The organism is Comamonas avium (assembly GCF_014836675.1).
GTDB classification, from domain to species: domain Bacteria; phylum Pseudomonadota; class Gammaproteobacteria; order Burkholderiales; family Burkholderiaceae_C; genus Comamonas; species Comamonas avium.
This window is the reverse complement of sequence record NZ_JACSQK010000002.1, coordinates 121,080-138,814: the sequence shown is the minus strand read 5'-3', so window position 1 is coordinate 138,814 and position 17,735 is coordinate 121,080. Positions and strand designations below refer to the sequence as shown.

Sequence of the window (17,735 nt, the reverse complement as noted above, 5' to 3'; positions counted from 1 at the left end):
TATGTCCACTTCTGGATGGAAGATATTTGAGCACTGGCTGTTGCAGCGACTGGCCAGCATGGGTCAGTGCCACATCTAAAAAAGGAGCTGGTATCGCTTATGTACTGGTGTTTTTAAAATCAAATGTATTTGAAAGTGCAATGTGATAAGCGATCGATGCTCATAAAAAAATCCCCTGCAATCTGAATTGCAGGGGATTTTTTATGCAGCGAGCAGTGCTCAGTCCAGCGTAATTTTCGCGGTCTTGACCACTTCGTTCCACTTGGCGATTTCATTGCGCAAAAACGTGGTGGATGCCTTGGGGCTCAGGCCCGCAGGCAGCACGCCTACGGAATCGAGCTTGGCCTTGACGTCTTCCTGCGGCAAGATTTTGGCGATTTCTCTGTACAGGCGATCCACGATGGGCTGCGGTGTGCCAGCGGGCACTGCGGCCATGAACCAGGCGTCGGCCATGAAGCCTTTCAGGCCTGCTTCATTCATGGTGGGTACATCGGGCATGGCGGGCAGGCGGCTGTCGTGGGCCACCGCCAGTGCGCGCAGATTGCCGGCTTTGAGCTGGGCGTTGATCGTGACTGCGGTCAGGAAACCAAAGTCGGTTTCACCCGCCACCAGCGACACCACCGAGGGTGCGCTGCCTTTGTAAGGCACGTGCGTGACCTTCACATTGGCCTGCATGGCATACAGCTCGCCGCCCATGTGGTTGGGGCCGCCGGTGCCAGATGAGGGGTAGTTGAGCTTGGAGGGCTCGGCCTTGGCCGCTGCGGTCAGCTCGTTCAGCGATTTCAGCGGGCTGTTGTTACCCACTGTCAGCACCAGCGGGCTGCGGCCCACCAGGCTCACCGGGACCAGATCCTTCATGGGCTGGTAGGGCAGCTTGGGGTAGAGGCTGGGCGAGATTGCCAGGCCGCCGACGTCACCCAGCACAATGGTGTACCCGTCGGGTGCAGCCTTGGCCACGCGATCCACGCCAATGGTGCCATTGGCGCCAGGCTTGTTCTCCACAATCACGCTGGCATTCATGCTCTCGCCCAGCTTTTGCGCCAGCAAGCGACCCAGAATGTCGGTCGATCCACCTGCCGAATACGGAATCACCAGCGTGATGGGTTTGCTGGGGTAGTTGTCCGCTGCGTGTGCTGTGCCCGCCATGGTGGCTGCGGCCAGGGCCATTGTGCCCAGAGCGGCACGCCAGATGGAGACAGAAGAATTCGCCAGCTGCTTCATTAGAAATCCTAATCAGTGTTTAGTAGGGTTAATGGCGCAGAGCATAGCGGCTAAAACTTGGCGGACATGGCAACGTGCCGTCTTTTTTCTGAATGGCTGGGGCCAGGATTGGGCACTATGCGGTTGCAAGTGTTTGACCCTAGCCAGCACCAGAACACCCGCCCGTATTGGAGAGTCAGCCCCTACAATGGATTTCTGACTTTCTGAGATTGCACCGTCCTAAAACAATAGCAGGGTGCAATCGCAACCTTTTGCGTCCTGGGAGACGAGACGACATGTCCGAGAACAACACCCCTGCTTTGCCTGATAAACGTGCGCTGCTGCGTCAGTCTGCACTGGAGTACCACGAGTTTCCCAAGCCAGGCAAGATCACCATTGCAGCCACCAAGCCCATGGCCAATCAGCACGACTTGGCGCTGGCTTACTCGCCCGGCGTGGCGGCTCCTTGCGAAGAGATTGTCAAAGACCCCGCTGCTGCGTTCAAGTACACCAGCCGTGGCAACTTGGTAGGCGTGATCTCCAACGGCACGGCGGTGCTGGGCCTGGGTGACATTGGTGCACTGGCTTCCAAGCCGGTGATGGAAGGCAAGGGCGTACTGTTCAAGAAGTTCGCCGGCGTGGATGTCTTTGACATCGAAATCGACGAAAAAGACCCGCAAAAGCTGGTGGAAGTGATCGCCGCGCTGGAGCCAACCTTTGGTGCCATCAACCTGGAAGACATCAAGGCTCCCGAGTGTTTCTACGTCGAGCGCGAACTGCGCAAGCGCATGAACATTCCGGTCTTTCACGATGACCAGCACGGCACGGCCATCACCGTGGCTGCAGCCATGGTCAATGCCCTGAAGGTAGCGGGCAAGGACATTGCGCAGGTCAAGCTGGTGACATCGGGTGCGGGTGCTGCGGCGCTGGCCTGCCTGAACCTGCTGCTGGAAGTGGGCCTGAAGCGCGAAAACGTATTTGTCACCGACATCGCAGGTGTGGTCCATGAAGGCCGTACCGAGCTGATGGACGAAGACAAAGCACTGTTTGCGCAAAAGACCGACCATCGCACGCTGAGCGAAGTGATTGAAGGCGCAGACGTCTTTTTGGGGCTTTCGGCTGGCAATGTGCTGAAAAAGGACATGGTTGCAAAAATGGCGGACAAGCCCGTCATCTTCGCGCTGGCCAACCCCAACCCGGAAATCCTGCCGGAAGACGTGAAGGCTGTGCGCGACGATGCCATCATCGCCACGGGTCGTACCGACTACCCCAACCAGGTCAACAACGTCCTGTGTTTCCCCTACATCTTCCGTGGTGCGCTCGATTGCGGGGCCACCACCATCACCACAGAGATGGAAATTGCAGCCGTGCACGCCATTGCTGCGCTGGCACAGGCCGAGCAATCTGAAGAAGTTGCCGCAGCCTATGTGGGCCACGACCTGAGCTTTGGCCCTGAATACCTGATCCCCAAACCGTTCGACCCCCGCCTGATGCTGGTTGTGGCGGTGGCGGTGGCCAAGGCAGCTGCCGAGTGCGGTGTGGCCCAGCGCCCCATCCAAGACATGGACGCTTACCGCGAGCATCTCAAGACGTTTGTCTACGCTTCGGGCACGGTCATGAAGCCCATCTTCATGGCTGCCAAGAAGGCCGCCAAGAAGCGTGTGGCTTACTCGGAAGGCGAAGAAGAGCGCGTGCTGCGCGCGGCGCAAATCGTGGTGGACGAGCGAATTGCCCGCCCCACTTTGATTGGCCGCCCCGCCATCATTGCCCAGCGCATTGAAAAATTTGGCCTGCGCCTGGAGCAGGGCAAAGACTATGACGTAGTGAACGTGGAAGACGATCCACGCTACCGCGACTTCTGGCAGACCTACCACCGCATGACTGAGCGCAAGGGCATTACCGCCCCGATCGCCAAGATCGAAATGCGTCGCCGCCTGACCTTGATCGGCTCCATGCTGCTGCACAAGGGTGAGGTCGATGGCCTGATCTGCGGAACGTGGCACAACACCCAGCTGCACCTGAACTACATTGATCAGGTGATTGGCAAACGTGCTGGAGCAACCACTTACGCCTGCATGAACGGGCTGATGCTGCCCGAGCGCCAGGTGTTCCTGGTGGACACCCATGTGAACTACGACCCCACGGCCGATCAATTGGCCGAGATCACCGTGATGGCGGCTGAAGAAATGATGCGTTTTGGCATCAAGCCCAAGGTTGCCCTGCTGAGCCACTCCAACTTCGGCTCCAGCAACCAGCCCAGCGCCGTCAAAATGCGTCAGACCCTGGAGCTGCTTCGCATTCAGGCACCCTGGCTGGAAGTGGACGGCGAAATGCACGGCGACGTCGCGCTGGACGGCCCATCACGCCTGAAGCTCATGCCCAACAGCACCCTGATCGGTGCAGCCAATCTGTTGGTGCTGCCCAACATTGATGCGGCCAATATCTCCTACAACCTGCTCAAGCAGGCCGCTGGTGGTGGTATCGCCATTGGTCCAGTCTTGCTGGGGGCAAGCCAGCCGGTGCATGTGCTGACACCCAGCACCACGGTGCGCCGTATCGTGAACATGACGGCGCTGACCGTGGCGGATGCAAACGTTGCCCGTTAATCGGTAAACCCATCAAAGGGCTGATTGCTGATCGCAATCAGCCCTTTTTTCTTGCAATTTACAGGGGGCTGCGTCACACTTGCGGATCGAATTTCTGGGGTGAACCAGAATTCCTGAAAGGTGTTGCGTGATGCTGGATGCGGTCGTCCGCCAAGTGCTGCGAGCTGTTGGTGCTATGGCAATTGGTGCAACGCTGTCGCTTTGTGCGCCGGCATTGCAGGCCCGAAGCTCACTGCATGCAGAGCAGTACAGCGTGGTATCTCTGGCGGAGTTGCCGTCCCAAGCACGCACTACCTATCAGCTGATATTCAAGGGCGGCCCATTCCCCTACGACAAAGATGGCACTGTGTTTGGCAATCGTGAGCGACTGTTGCCCGTTCAAAAACGGGGCTACTACCGTGAATACACTGTCAGAACACCGTGGTCCAGAGATCGAGGGGCGAGGCGCATTGTGTGCGGTGGCCAGCCACCAACGCAGCCCGAGGCTTGTTACTACACCAGCGACCACTACAACAGTTTTCGGAAGATCACGCCATGAGCGCACTTGACCTGGATTGGAATCGCACCCATACCGCGTTAGGGAACTTGTGGGCTGGCGCGCTCTCCATTACTCCCTCTGCCCCCATTTTGAGTGGGCAGCTACGAGCTATAGAAAGAATTACGGAGATGGACATTACGTCTTGTCCCGAACCCCAGAACCTTTTGCGCGGTGTGCGCAGCAACATCGTGCAATCCATTCGTGCGTTCCGTATTGCGGATCTGCAGCAAGCGGCCGAAACGACGGGGCAGCACTTTCTGTATGCCAACCTGGCGCATGCGCAAACCAAGCAAGACGCGCTGGATCTGATTGCTGTGCAGTTTCACTTTCCGGCACATTTCGGTAAAAACTTCGATGCGCTGTATGACTGCTTGACCGATCCGCTGCACAAGGCTGGCCCGCAGCCGGGCTTCGTCGTGGTGCTGGACCAATTGCCCCTGGCCCATAAATTTGATAAAGAAATGCGTGAGCAGTTTCTGGATTGTTTCCGCGATGCAGCCGATTACTGGGGTGAACGCAAAATCGCATTCCGCTGCTTTTATTCTTTTTTGTGAGCTGAAAACGGACCATAAAAAAAGCGCCAACTGAGGCGCTTTTTTTATGGCAATGACTGACTCTAACGCAGATGCGTTAAGCGTGGTTAGCTCTTCATGGCAGACAGCTGCGCAGCCAGTGCTTCGTACTCGGCCACCGACACTTCTTCGGCGCGGCGCTGCAGATCGAATTCGCCAGAGAACCCTTTTTCTTCCAGCCATTTGCCCAGCGTGTTGCGCAAAATCTTGCGGCGCTGGCTGAACGCTACCCGCACCAGCTCTTCCAGCAGCTGCGGGTTCAGGTCTGCAGGCTGGGCGCGGGGGACCATGCGCACCACCGCGCTATTGACCTTGGGAGGAGGATCAAAACTCTCGGGCGGCACAAACAGCACGTTTTCCATGGCATAGCGCCACTGGAGCATGACAGAAAGACGGCCGTAGTCCGAGTTGCCCGCATCAGCCACCATGCGGTCAATGACTTCCTTTTGCAGCATGAAGTGCTGGTCTTGCACCACGTTCACGTGCTCCAGCAGGTGAAACAAAATGGGCGACGAGATGTTGTAGGGCAAATTGCCTGCAACGCGCAGCTTGGGCACCCCCAGGTCCTGGGCCAGCGCAGTGAAGTTCACTTTGAGGACGTCGGACTCAATGACGTTCAACTGCGGCTTGGTACGCAGGCGGGCTGCCAAATCGCGGTCCAGCTCAATGACCGTAATCTGGCCAGCGCGCTCTACCAGCGGCTGTGTCAGCGCCATCAGGCCGGGGCCAATCTCGACCAGAGGCTGGCCCGGCTTGGGATCGATGGCATCTACGATGGATTCGATGATGCCTTGGTCGGTCAGAAAATTCTGGCCGAAACGTTTGCGAGGGATATGTTTCACGCGAGGAAAAATTATTGCGGTGGCTCGCGGTATTCCACATAGGCTTGACCGCGAAGTTCTTGCAGCCAGTTAGCGTGGGCTTTCTCGAGCTTCTCTTCACGGACCACGTCTCGCAGCATTTCGCGCTGCTCACGGGGTGTCAATGTGGCTTGGCGGCGGTCCACCAGTTGGATCAGGTGCACACCAAAGCGTGAAGCCACAGGCTGGCTCACTTCCCCTGGCTGCAAAGCGTTGAGCGCTTGCTCAAATTCAGGCACATAGCGACCAGGGCCTGCCCAGCCCAAGTCACCGCCCATGGAGGCGCTGCCATCTTCCGAATACTGGCGGGCCAGCTCTTCAAATTTGGCGCCACCTTCGATGCGCTGGCGCAATTCGGACAGGCGTTGCGCGGCTTCGCGCTCGCTCAATTGTGGCGAAGTCCGCAACAAGATGTGGCGGGCATGGTTTTGTGTCACCACAGCAGCCACGCCACTGGCACTTTTATCGATCACTTTCAGAATGTGAAATCCAGCGGCAGAGCGAATCGGCCCTACGATGCCACCAACGGGGGTGGACGCTACGGATTCGATAAACAAACTCGGGTAGCGGTTGGCAGGGCGCATGCCCAAAATGGCCTGGCCGCCTTCAGAAAAACGCTGGGCGACAGCTGAAAAATCTGCTTCAGTGCGCGCAGCCTCAAGGGCTTGTTGCGCACGTGCTTGGCGTTGGGCAACCTCTGCCTGGCTGGCGCGCTCTGGGACCGCAATCAAGATGTGGCCTAAATTGATGGCTGCCGTTGCCATGTCTGTCTGGCCACTTTGACGGCGCTGCTCAGCCAGATGCTGATCGATGTCATGTTCGGTCACACGCACACGAGCGTCAACTTCACGACTTTGCAGGCGCTGCATGAGTAACTGGTTGCGAATTTCTTCGCGAAACATGCTTTCCGTCAGGCCTTGCTGCTGCATTTCCCTGCGCATGGCCTCGGGGCTGAGGCCGTTTTGTTGTGCCAGGTTCTGGATAGCCTGATCGACTGCAAAGTCGTCGACTTTGATGCCGGTTTCCTTGGCCGTTTGAATCTGGGCTTTTTCAACAATCAAACGCTCGAGAACTTCACGTGTCAGCTGGTCTTTGGAGGGGATTTGCTGCACACCCTGGGCTTGCATGGTTTGCAAAACGCGCTGGACGCGCGCCCGCACCTCATTGTTGGTGACGGGCTCGGCATTGACGACCGCCACAATGTAGTCGGCAGAGCGCAGACCTTGTGTGGGGGCTGAAACGGCTGCTGGCTGTGCAGAGTCCGACAAAGCGCGAGACAGCGTCTTGTCGCCACTGGTCTGGCGCAAGCCCTGCGCCTGGACGGACCATGTCGAAAAAACGGCAGCGCAAAAGAGCCCAAGAGCAATGTGACGTGGCGTAGGAAGCAGGTGGCGCATAGAAGGCATTAGTCGTAATTACTGAAACGGCTGGGCGTAGTGCCAGCATGGTCACGCAGTGGGCGGTAGCCAGGAACAAATTCCTGCAGGCTACGCAGCGGATCTGCGCCCAAGCTCAGGCGAGACAGACCCACAAACTCGATTTGAAACAGTAGCCGGGTATTGGAGTCGTTGCGGCTATTTTGCATGCGTTCCACAACCACACGGCCAATCCAGCAGCAGCTGTCGTATTCAAAGCCAACGATGGCATCGACCAGCTTTTTGTCGTACATGCTGTAGTTCAGGCGCCCCACGCTGTACCAGCGACCGCCACCCGTGGCTTCTCCAAAGGCATTGGTCCGCCCGGCATTGAGCGGCCATTGCCAGCCAAAATCAACTTGTTCGCTGCCTTGGTTGGCGATTTGCAGGCTGTCTTCACGCTGGAAGCGGTAAGCGGCGCTCAGTGTTTTGTAGGGCCCCGGTGTGTAACGCGCGCTGATGGACGAGCGCGCGGTACGCTGGGTGTCGCGGTTGTACTGTACGAGGCCATCGGTACTCCAGCGGGAGTTCCAGGTGATGCCGCCACCGACCAGAATGTCTGACCAGCCCTTTTTTCCCAAAGCGTCATAGCCCAGTCCAACGCGCTGGTCCTCAAAGCGCAGACGCTGGGCAATGCCCAGGCGAGCAACTTCCGAGCCGTCTTCAGGTTTCAAGTAGCGGGTAGTTACGCCGATTGTGAGCAAGTGGTTGTCTGCAATGCGGTCCCGACCTGTGTAACTGTTTTCGCTGTAAATGGAGCCAAAGTTGAAGTCGGTCAGTGCCGTGTCGTACAGCGGAACCATGCTTTGGTCCCGATAGGGCGTGTAGGTGTAGAAAGCACGGGGCTCCAGAGTCTGCGTGTAACCGCGACCCCGCAGCGTGGTGTCGCGCTCGTAGACCAGACCGCTGTCCAGGCTCAGTGTGGGGATGGAAAACGACTTGCTGCGAGGGCGTGTGGCAGAAAAATCTTCAAATTGATAATTGCTGGTATGCAACTGCACTTTGGGAGTGACAAAACCGCCGGAGAGCAGCACAGGACGGCTCACCTGCAGCAACCCGTAGCTGCGCTGTCCATTGTCCTGGTGCTTGCGTCCATCCCAGGTGTCTGCTTCAAAGCGGGTCGTTTCCGCCATCATGTTCACATCCCAGCCTTTGACTGCCCAAGCGTCTGTGTTGTAACGCCACTGCAGTTGAGGCACGCGGTTGAACGGGGGGGCAATTGGCGCATCAATGTCTTGCAGTACTTGCCACTTTTGTGCGTACAGTGACACGCTGTGCTTGCCCGATGACCAGGACAGATAGCCGTCACTGCTCAATAGGCGCTGGTTGGATTGGCCGAAAGAGTCGCTGTTGCCGGGCATGCGGCTGAAGTCACGCCAATAGTTGTCATCGCTGACGCGGGTCAGGTTCCAGTTCAGACCGATCCCCCCGATAGGGGTGGCCAAAGAAGTTGCGTGCTTCCAGTTATAGGCCCAGCGGTCACGGTCCCGGAGTTTGTCATTGGGCGTAAATTCCAAATCCAGCGCCCCACGATAGGTGGGCTCCAGATATCGAAACTCTGTGCCCAGACTGACGCCCCGTTTGGACATGAGTGTGGGCGTGATGGTGGCATCCCGGTTGGGTGCAATGTTCCAGTAATAAGGCTGGCTATATTCCACGCCGCTGACGCTGTCGATGCCAATCGTTGGTGGCAGCAGACCCGACTTGCGTTTGTCTGACAGCGGAAAGCTCATTGCTGGAACTGGAATGATGGGCACGCCCTTGAACTCCAAGGTGCCGCCATAGGCCACTCCCACATCTTCTACGCGGTCCAGCTCAATGCGCTTGGCGCGGATCACCCAGTCGGGCGTCCAGCTGGCAGCATCATCGCGCAGGCACGTGGTGTAGGTGGCTTGGTAGACGATCGTGTTATCGCGGTCGATAAACTCGATGCGATCAGCATTGCCGTGGCCCTGTGTTTCCAGAAACTGGTAAGTGGCGTCGGTGAAATCACCTTGAAAAGCATCTACCTGCAGTTTCAGGGCGGTGCCCTGGTAGACATTGCCGCCGCGGTTGATGTGCACATTGCCCTGGGCATTCACGGTGTCGTCGGCGACGGTGTATTCCACACGGTCTGCGCGGATCACGGTGTCTGCGCGGCGCAGCTCAGCGCCACCTTCCAGGACCGAGTTGATGTCGGCCTGCCCTGTGATTTGTTCGGCCTTGATGTAGGAGGGCAGTTGATCACGCAAGGCGGGCGCAATCACTTCTTCCAGCCGCGTGCTTGATTTCAGCTGCAGTGCGGGCATTGACGCATCCCACAGGCTGCTTTCTTTGCTCTGTGCCTGTGCGTTGTACGCAGTGGTGGCGGCCCATGCCATGGCCAATGACGCTGCCAGCGGGCGTAGGCGGTACGAGGAGAGTGGCGAGGTCAAAGAAAAAGCGTGTGGGCTCACAGGCGCATTCAGTCAAGGCGGAGATAAAGGACAAGCGCGGAGGGAATCCATGCCGTTTGTAGAATCGGATTATCCATGAGCGATCCTATTTTCCCCACATCTCCCGTTGTTTGGGCCGACGCCGCTCGCCAAACATTGTTTGAACAATGGCTGGCCGGCTTGACGCAGCCCCATGCGCTGCGGCCTGACAGTCTACGCGCAGCTTCGGCAGACGCAAGCTTTCGGCGTTACTTGCGTGTCGATACGCAAGGCGGTCAAAGTCTGATTGTCATGGATGCACCGCCGGACAAGGAAAATTGTCAGCCTTTTGTGCACGTGCAAAGCCTGATGGCTCAGGCGGGATTGCCCGTACCGCAGGTGCTGGCATGGGATGAGGCCAACGGTTTCATGCTGCTGACCGACATGGGCAGCCGCACGCTGATTGAGGTGCTGAACCCCGAAACCCCCCGCGATGCTCAGGCCTGGTACCTCGAGGCTACGGATTTGCTGCTGCGCTGGCAGCTGGCTTCCAAGCCCGGGGTGCTGCCCGCCTATGACGAGGCCCTGCTGCGCCGCGAGATACAGCTGTTTCCGGACTGGTACATCGACAAGCACCGCCAGTTCAGCCTGAACGACGCCCAGCAATCCACTTTAGCCAAGGCGTTTGATGCCATCGTGGCGCACAACCTGGCTGCGCCCAGCGTCTATGTGCACCGCGATTTCATGACGCGCAACCTGATGCTGCCCGCGCAAGAAGGCGGCGGGCTGTCGATTCTGGACTTCCAGGACGCCGTCTATGGCCCCGTGACGTATGACATTGCCAGTTTGCTGCGCGATGCCTTCATCACGTGGGAAGAAGATTTTGTCATCGACATTACCGTGCGTTACTGGGAAAAGGCCCGCAAGGCCGGACTGGTGGGGGCCACCAGTGCCAGTGGCTGGGGCGATGACTTTGGCGAGTTTTACCGCGGTGTGGAGTGGATGGGCTTGCAGCGCCACCTGAAAGTAGCCGGTATTTTCGCGCGCCTTACGCTGCGCGACGGCAAGCCCAAATACCTGGCCGATGCGCCGCGCTTTATCCACTACATCCGTACCACCTGTGACCGCTATCGCCAGCTGGGCCCCATGCTCAAGGTGATCGACGAGATCGAGAACATCCAGCCGCAAGTTGGCTACGCCTACGGGCGAATGTAAAACAATAGCTTCTATCGCTTGCTGTATATGGTTTTCAAATAGATAAGTATCTGAAAACTATGCACAGTAAGCGTTAGTAGCTTCTTTTTTAGGCTTTTATGCCCCGTTTCCATTGTCCAATGCCGCTGGCTGCTGGCGCAGAGATTGACTTACCCGCAGGTGCGGCACGCCATGTGCAGGTGCTGCGCATGCAGCCGGGTGACACCATCACCTTGTTTGAAGGCCGCATAGACGGCGTGGGTGGTGAATGGCAGGCCACCATCTTGCGCATGGGACGCAGCGATGTGCAGGTGCGCATTGACCACCATGTGCCCGCAGACCGCGAAAACCAGCGCCCCGTGCACTTGCTGGCAGGCATTACGGCCAATGAGCGCATGGACTGGCTGGTCGAAAAAGCGACCGAACTGGGTGTGACCAGCATCACCCCCATGCTGGCTGAGCGCAGTGTGCTCAAGCTCAAAGGTGAGCGGGGCGACAAAAAACGTGCCCACTGGCAGGCTGTGGCCGTGGCTGCCTGTGAGCAGTGCGGGCGCAACCGTGTGCCAGTGATTCACGAGGCCGTCTCTTTGGCCCAGTGGCAGCAAAAGCATGCACAGCCCGATGACAGTCTGCGCGCAGTACTGTCGCTGGCCGAGGGCACACGGCCACTGCAGCAAGTGCTGGGCAGCGCTTCAGACCGCGCAGTGGTCTTTCTGTCTGGCCCCGAAGGCGGACTGACTGGCGCAGAAGAGGCGCTGGCGCGTTCCAGCGGCTTTGTGCCCGTGACCTTGGGGCTGCGCACTTTGCGTGCAGAAACAGCGCCGCTGGCGGCACTGGTGCTGTCCACCATGTAGAGCCCAGCCCGGCTGCGCAGGCCAGCCACGTGTCGCTCCTGGGTGGGTGATGACATTTATTGAAGATTGCCTAGAAGAAACCCGCGAACGCTGCACTTAGACTCAGTCCAGAATCAATTGTAACGAATACTTACAAAACACATGCCCATGCACTAAATTGACGTGGGTGTTTGATGACGAGGACACCCTTTGCGCAGCCTTTTGCAGCGCAGTACGGATTTGCTGTTTTCAGTGGATCCGATGCTGCGCGTACGTTCCAGTATGGCGATGTTGGCAGTGCTGCTGATGGCGAGCAGCGCTGGCGTCATGCTGTGGCTGGCCTATGCCGGTTATGGCGCACCGGTCATGATTGCCTGGTGGGCGGGGATCTCGGTGGGTGGGCAACTGGTGCTGGCCTGCATGGTGCGCTGCGGCTTGAGTGCCATGTGGAGAGACCCCTCGCTGACTTTCCAGCAGATCCTGTGGGCCATCACCTGCAGTGCCGTGGCCTATGTGCTGGCCCATGAAGCCAAGGGCGTGGTACCTGGCCTGCTGGCTGTAACGTTGCTGTTTGCGGCGCTTAACTTGAAGGCCAAGCAAATTGTTGCGGTGTCTTTGTATGCTTTCGGTGCGTTTTCTTTGGCCATTTTGTTTGCCATGGAGCTGGCACACGGGCCCCAGCCAGAGCCTGCCATGGAAGTGGCCTACGCGGCCGTGCTGGTCATCATGCTGCTGGGCTGTATGTTGCTGAGCCTGCGTCTGTACCAACTGCGTGGGCGCTTGCGCAAGCAGCGCCAGGAGCTGGCAACAGCCCTGGCCGAGAACCGGGAGCTGGCCTCACGCGATCTGCTGACTGGCCTGATCAATCGCCGCCACATGCTGGAGCTGCTGCATCTGGAGCAGCGCCGTTGCCTGCGCGGCGTGCGTGTCATGCTGCTGGCGCAGATGGACATTGACCACTTCAAAAGCATCAATGACACCTACGGCCACGGTGTGGGTGACCTGGCCTTGCAAACGTTTGCCGATGTGGTGCGCGAGAACATCCGCAGCTCTGATGTGCTGTCACGCTGGGGTGGCGAGGAGTTTGTGCTGCTGATCAGCGATACCGACGTGGATGGTGCCTTGCTCACCCTCAACCGCGTGCGGCAGGCTGTGCAGGTCGCTGAGGTGGAGGGCGGGCCTTCTGATCTGCAGATGACGGTGTCTATCGGGCTGGCAGCACACATTGCAGGAGAGGCGCTGGAGGTGACGCTGGACCGTGCAGACAAGGCGCTGTACTGTGCCAAGCGAGCGGGGCGCAATCAGGTGGTGCTGGGCGAGCGAGCGCCAGTGCATCCTAGCCCCGAGATGGACAGCATGCAGGCACAGTGAACCGGGGACGGGCATGAAAAATGAGCATCGCACGCACATTCGTCAGGCCCCTGGTGACGAGTGGCTCTGAAATGAAGAAAGCACCTGCCTGAGGTGCTTTCTTTTTGATAAACGCGGCGCAGATTTACACCGCAGCAGTCTCTGTCTGCGTGGCGGGCATGGCCGCAATCACCTGGGCTACGGCAGCGGTCAGCTTCTTGGCATAGGGCACATGCAGGAACTCGTTGGGACCGTGTGCATTGCTCTTGGGGCCGAGAACGCCGCAAACCATCATTTGTGCCTTGGGAAAGCCCTGGCTGAGCAAATTCATCAACGGAATTGTGCCGCCTTGACCAATGTAGCCGCAGTCCGCACCAAAGTGGGCGCGGCTGGCGGCGTTGAGTGCACCCTCAAACCAGTGGGTCATGGCCGGAGCATTCCAGCCGCTGGAGCTGGACAGCCCCTCCCACGTCACTTTGGCCTGATAAGGCGCATTGTCTTCCAGCAGGCGCTTCATCTCCTGCACGCAAGAGGCTGCATCCACCAGGGGCGGCAGGCGCAGGCTGAGCTTGAATGCGGTGTAGGGACGCAGCACGTTGCCAGCGTTTTGCAGCGTTGGAAAGCCCTCGGCGCCGGTGACGCTCAAGGTGGGCTCCCAGGTGCGCTTGATCAGCGCCTGCACGGGGTCTGTCGTGGTGGGCAATGCCACCAGGGTGGAGCCACCGCAGTCGTGGTGCGCCCATGGAAAACGGCTGTAGGTGGCATCACCCAGAATGCCTGCGGTGGCCTTGGCCTGCGCCAGGCGCTCGGCGGGCACATCGCAGTGAAAGCTGGCTGGCAGCATGCGCCCGGTGGCAGAGTCTTCCAGGCGGTCCAGCACCTGGCGCATGATGCGAAATGACGAGGGCACCAGGCCTGATGCGTCGCCGGAGTGAATGCCTTCGGTGAGAATTTCCACCTTCAGCGTACCGCTGGCCATACCGCGCAGGCTGGTAGTCAGCCACAGCTGGTCGTAGTTGCCAGCCCCACTGTCCAGGCAAATCACCAGCTCAACCTGTCCGAGCCTGTGGCGCAATGCATCTACATAAGGCAGCAGGTCACGCGAGCCACTTTCTTCGGCTGTTTCGATGATGCCGACGATGCGCGGATGGGGTACGTTCTGGCTTTTCAGCGCCTGCACCGCTGCAATGCTGGCGTAGACCGCGTAGCCATCGTCCGCACCACCGCGGCCATACAGCTTGTCGTCCTCGTACTTGGGCGTCCAAGGGCCCAGATCGCTGCGCCAGCCTTCGAACTCAGGCTGTTTGTCCAGGTGGCCGTACATCAGCACCGTGGGGCTGCTGGCAGCATTGGCGTTGGGCTGTGTGCCTTCAACCTCAAAGAACAGCACGGGGGTGCGGCCTTCCATGCGCACGATTTCCAGCTTCAGCCCTTGCACCTTCTGGGCTTCTACCCACGCGGCGGCATTGCGCAAAACCGTATCCAGCAGACCCTGCTCGGCCCAGTCGGGCGCAAACATGGGCGATTTGGCAGGAATGGCAATGTAGTCCTTGAGCTGACCAACAATGTCGTTGTCCCACTTTTGGCTGACTTGTTCCAGTGCCTGGGTGGTGTTTAAAGCATGGGATGGAATGCGTGCGTTCATGGCGAACCTCCGAAAACATGGCGGTGCAGGGGCTGCAGATTCAGGCATTGTGCGTCAATCAAAAAGCCCATTCAGCGATTATTAGGTGGGCCTGAGAAGAATGCGCCTGTCTCGCGCTGAGGCAAGGCTGGATACGCAGTTGCGAGAGAGCTCTGGTGGGTTGTTGCGTGTTCACAGAGCTTGAACACACTGACGGCGTCTTCCAGCCGCGTTGCCTGCTCGCGCATGCTTTGTGATGCGGCGGCAGACTCTTCCACCAGCGCTGCGTTTTGCTGGGTCATCTGGTCCAGTTGCGCCACGTCCTGGTTGACCTGGCTGATGCGCGTGGACTGCTCGGTTGCCGCGGCAGAGATTTCGCCAATGATGTCGCCCACACGCTGCACAGAGCCAACGATTTCCTCCATGGTGCAGCCGGCGTTTTGCACCAGGCGGGCACCGGACTCCACCTTGTTGACCGAGGTGCTGATCAAGGTCTTGACCTCTTTGGCTGCCTGTGCACTGCGCTGCGCCAGGGTGCGCACTTCGGCGGCCACCACGGCAAAGCCCCGGCCCTGCTCGCCGGCACGGGCGGCTTCCACGGCCGCATTCAACGCCAGAATGTTGGTCTGAAAGGCAATGCCATCAATCACGCCAATGATGTCGCCAATCTTGCGGCTGCTGTCATTGATCTCACCCATGGTGCTGACCACATCGCCCACAACCTGCCCGCCGCGAGAGGCCACTTGCGCTGCAGACACGGACAGTGCATGGGCTTGCTGGGCGGCCACGGCAGACTGGTGCACGCCGTGCGTAACTTCTTCAATGCTTTGGGCGGAGCGCGCCAGGCTGCTGGCGGTGTTTTCGGTGCGCTCTGCCAAATCCGCATTGCCTTGGGCAATTTGGCTGCTGGCTGTGGCAATGTTGTGCGCGGCCGTGTTCACTTGCTGGAGCATGCCGACATAGCGCTGGCGCATACCCTCCACTTCGCGCACCAGATCACCGATTTCGTCGCGGCGCTGGCTGTGAAAGGGCCGGGTCAGATCGCCCTGGGCAATCAAGGTGATGGCTTGGGTCAGCTCGCGCAAAGGCGCCGTTACACCACGGCGCAGGGTGAACAGCAGCCCGGCAGCCAGCACGGCCAGTGCCACCGCCATGGCCACCCATAAAAGGACCAGGGCTTTGCGCTGTACAGCCATGGCCTCATCGTCTGACACCTCGGTAATCACCCACCAGCCGGCCTGCGTTTTACGCAAAACGGCCCAGGGATGAAGGCCCTGGTCGGGCAATAAGGCGATGACATCACGGGAAAAACCGCCAGCATCTGCAGCCAGATGTTCCAGTGATGCGCGCGCCTGTGGATACAGCTCCAGCACTTTCTTGCCCGCATGCGTGCGGTGTGCCACGAACACGGCCTGCTCCAGGCTGGTGCCGGGTGCAATCACCATGGCACCACCATGCTCAAACAAGCGGGTGCTGGCCACCTGCTGCTGCATGCCTTCTTGGAAGGCGCTCAGGTCGGTGCCGACAAACAAGATGCCCACCACTTGCCCGGATGCATCGCGCATGGGCTCGTAGGCTGTCATGTAGGGTTTGCCAAACAGATTGGCACGACCCACATACGGTTTGCCATCCAGCATGAGCGCGTAGGCCGGGTGGTTGCGATCCAGCAGGGTATGCATGACCCGCTCGCCTTGCAGGTTGCGCAGCGAGGTGGTGATGCGCACAAAGTCGTCACCTTTTCGCGCAAACACGGTGGCCACCCCCCCGGTGTCATCACTGAATTTGTCGACCACGTCAAAATTTTCATTCAGCGCTGTTTCCGCTACGGACAGCACACCAGTAGACATATCCAGGTGCACAGTGCCGGCGAAGTAGCGGCCAAAAGCGGCGGAAGCGCGCTCGACCAAGCGGCGGTTGGCTTGCTCTACCGTGTCGATGGAGGCCACCAAACCCTCCGTGGCGTGGGTCACGCTGGCTTGCAACTGCTCACGGGCGGTCTGGGTGCTGATGTAAGACACGGCCAGGCTCAGGGCCAGCAGTACCACCGCCATCATGCCTATACCAATGGCGGTGACCCGCCGTGCGACAGATCGGCCGTTTGAAGCCGATTGAATGGAAGTGCGAGCAGCGCTTGTAGACAAAAAGTTCATGAATGGCCTGGCAGGTGTAGGTATAGCCCCAAAGGCCGCAAGGCACTGCGCTGGTGGGTGGTGGTGACTGAAGTCCTTGCGACCGGTTAGTGGCGGACGGGCATTGTAAGAAAAGATGAAAGAGCTGTGCGTGCGGCTAATAGCCCACCCAAAGCAATAGGGCCTGTCAGGCTGAGCCAGTGCTTGCTTGGTGTTGCAGCCAGTGCGCAATGATGTGCTGCGCATAGCGGCTGGCTACCGCGTTCACAAATGCCGGGAAATCTACGTGTGCGTTGTCATCGGCTCGGTCTGAAATGGTGCGTACTGCGGCAAAGGGTACAGCGTAATCAGCGCATGTCTGGGCAATGGCGGCGCCTTCCATTTCCACGGCCAGGGGCTGGTACCCAGCGGTTTGCAGATCCTGGCAAATCAGGTGGCTGGTCTGGGCGGACACAATGAACTGGTCGCCACTGGCAATCAAGCCGCAGTGGGCCCGCAGTTGCAGGCCAGCGAGCATGGGCTCTTGCCAGCTGCCAGCTGTGGCCACGCAATCTTGTGCCGCCTGCAGCAGATCGCGCGTAAGGCTGGGGTCGCAGTCAAACGCGGGCGTGGCGTAGCCGGGCACCTGCCAGCGTGCAAACAGGGGGCGTGCATCCATGTCGTGCTGCAAAAATTGCTTTGCCACCACGACATCGCCTACATGCACATCTGCCCCCATCCCTCCCGCGACCCCGGTAAACACCAGGCGTTGTGCGCCAAAACGCTCGATCAACGCTGCCGTGGTGGTGGCAGCGGCTACTTTGCCAATGCCCGACAGGGCCAGTACTACGGGCTGCCCGTGCAGTGCCCCCACTTCAAACTGGCGGCCGGCGTGTGTGATGGTCTGGCGCTGATCCAAAGCATGGGCCAGGCCCTGTTGTTCTTGGGCAAGTGCGCTCAAAATAGCAGTCGTCATGGGGCAGGTTACTCATGGAGCATAGAAAACGGCCCCGAGGGGCCGTTGAATGCGTGCCAGTGTAGC

At 59.1% G+C, this 17,735-nt stretch carries 13 protein-coding genes; 6 read left to right on the top strand and 7 right to left on the bottom strand.

The genetic code is table 11. The features are described 5' to 3' along the window. Window positions 1–219: 219 nt before the first annotated feature. Window positions 220–1,221 carry a Bug family tripartite tricarboxylate transporter substrate binding protein gene (locus H9646_RS03245; protein WP_191721906.1) on the bottom strand — a complete coding sequence of 334 codons (1,002 nt, stop codon included), beginning with the start codon at window positions 1,219–1,221 and terminating at the stop codon, window positions 220–222. Between the two features lie 275 nt (window positions 1,222–1,496). Here H9646_RS03245 and H9646_RS03240 point away from each other — a divergent pair, with 275 nt between their 5' ends. From H9646_RS03240 to H9646_RS03230, 3 genes are all read left to right on the top strand, one after another. Beyond that, a complete protein-coding gene (locus H9646_RS03240) occupies window positions 1,497–3,806 on the top strand; it encodes an NADP-dependent malic enzyme (RefSeq protein ID WP_191721905.1) in 2,310 nt (769 codons plus the stop codon). Window positions 3,807–3,936: 130 nt separating this feature from the next. After that, window positions 3,937–4,344, top strand: coding sequence for a ribonuclease domain-containing protein (locus H9646_RS03235; protein WP_191721904.1), 408 nt, complete (start codon window positions 3,937–3,939; stop codon window positions 4,342–4,344). Between the two features lie 128 nt (window positions 4,345–4,472). Next, on the top strand, window positions 4,473–4,898 hold the full coding sequence (locus tag H9646_RS03230) for a barstar family protein (protein ID WP_191722285.1): 426 nt from the start codon (window positions 4,473–4,475) through the stop codon (window positions 4,896–4,898). An 86-nt stretch (window positions 4,899–4,984) separates the two neighbouring features. Here the strand turns inward: H9646_RS03230 and rsmA are convergent, their stop codons facing one another. The 3 genes from rsmA to H9646_RS03215 are packed head-to-tail and all read right to left on the bottom strand — an operon-like array spanning window position 4,985 to window position 9,551. Beyond that, window positions 4,985–5,758: a 16S rRNA (adenine(1518)-N(6)/adenine(1519)-N(6))-dimethyltransferase RsmA gene (gene rsmA / locus H9646_RS03225; protein WP_191721903.1), complete on the bottom strand. Its 774-nt coding sequence runs from the start codon at window positions 5,756–5,758 to the stop codon at window positions 4,985–4,987. An 11-nt stretch (window positions 5,759–5,769) separates the two neighbouring features. Beyond that, window positions 5,770–7,173, bottom strand: coding sequence for a peptidylprolyl isomerase (locus tag H9646_RS03220; RefSeq protein ID WP_370551219.1), 1,404 nt, complete (start codon window positions 7,171–7,173; stop codon window positions 5,770–5,772). An 8-nt stretch (window positions 7,174–7,181) separates the two neighbouring features. Beyond that, window positions 7,182–9,551 carry an LPS-assembly protein LptD gene (locus tag H9646_RS03215; protein ID WP_191722284.1) on the bottom strand — a complete coding sequence of 790 codons (2,370 nt, stop codon included), beginning with the start codon at window positions 9,549–9,551 and terminating at the stop codon, window positions 7,182–7,184. A gap of 150 nt (window positions 9,552–9,701) precedes the next feature. Here H9646_RS03215 and H9646_RS03210 point away from each other — a divergent pair, with 150 nt between their 5' ends. The 3 genes from H9646_RS03210 to H9646_RS03200 all read left to right on the top strand — a co-directional run bounded on the left by H9646_RS03210 (window position 9,702) and on the right by H9646_RS03200 (window position 12,982). Beyond that, on the top strand, window positions 9,702–10,799 hold the full coding sequence (locus H9646_RS03210; protein ID WP_191721901.1) for an aminoglycoside phosphotransferase family protein: 1,098 nt from the start codon (window positions 9,702–9,704) through the stop codon (window positions 10,797–10,799). A 98-nt stretch (window positions 10,800–10,897) separates the two neighbouring features. Further along, on the top strand, window positions 10,898–11,632 hold the full coding sequence (locus H9646_RS03205; RefSeq protein ID WP_191721900.1) for a 16S rRNA (uracil(1498)-N(3))-methyltransferase: 735 nt from the start codon (window positions 10,898–10,900) through the stop codon (window positions 11,630–11,632). A 189-nt stretch (window positions 11,633–11,821) separates the two neighbouring features. Next, a complete protein-coding gene (locus H9646_RS03200) occupies window positions 11,822–12,982 on the top strand; it encodes a diguanylate cyclase (protein WP_225213967.1) in 1,161 nt (386 codons plus the stop codon). Window positions 12,983–13,106: 124 nt separating this feature from the next. Here the strand turns inward: H9646_RS03200 and H9646_RS03195 are convergent, their stop codons facing one another. From H9646_RS03195 to H9646_RS03185, 3 genes are all read right to left on the bottom strand, one after another. Next, entirely contained in the window at window positions 13,107–14,606 is a 1,500-nt protein-coding gene (locus tag H9646_RS03195; RefSeq protein ID WP_191721899.1) for a M20 family metallopeptidase, read from the bottom strand. Between the two features lie 71 nt (window positions 14,607–14,677). Further along, entirely contained in the window at window positions 14,678–16,735 is a 2,058-nt protein-coding gene (locus H9646_RS03190) for a methyl-accepting chemotaxis protein (RefSeq protein ID WP_191721898.1), read from the bottom strand. Between the two features lie 166 nt (window positions 16,736–16,901). Continuing rightward, window positions 16,902–17,669 carry a 5'-methylthioadenosine/adenosylhomocysteine nucleosidase gene (locus H9646_RS03185; protein ID WP_191721897.1) on the bottom strand — a complete coding sequence of 256 codons (768 nt, stop codon included), beginning with the start codon at window positions 17,667–17,669 and terminating at the stop codon, window positions 16,902–16,904. Between the last annotated feature and the right edge of the window lie 66 nt (window positions 17,670–17,735).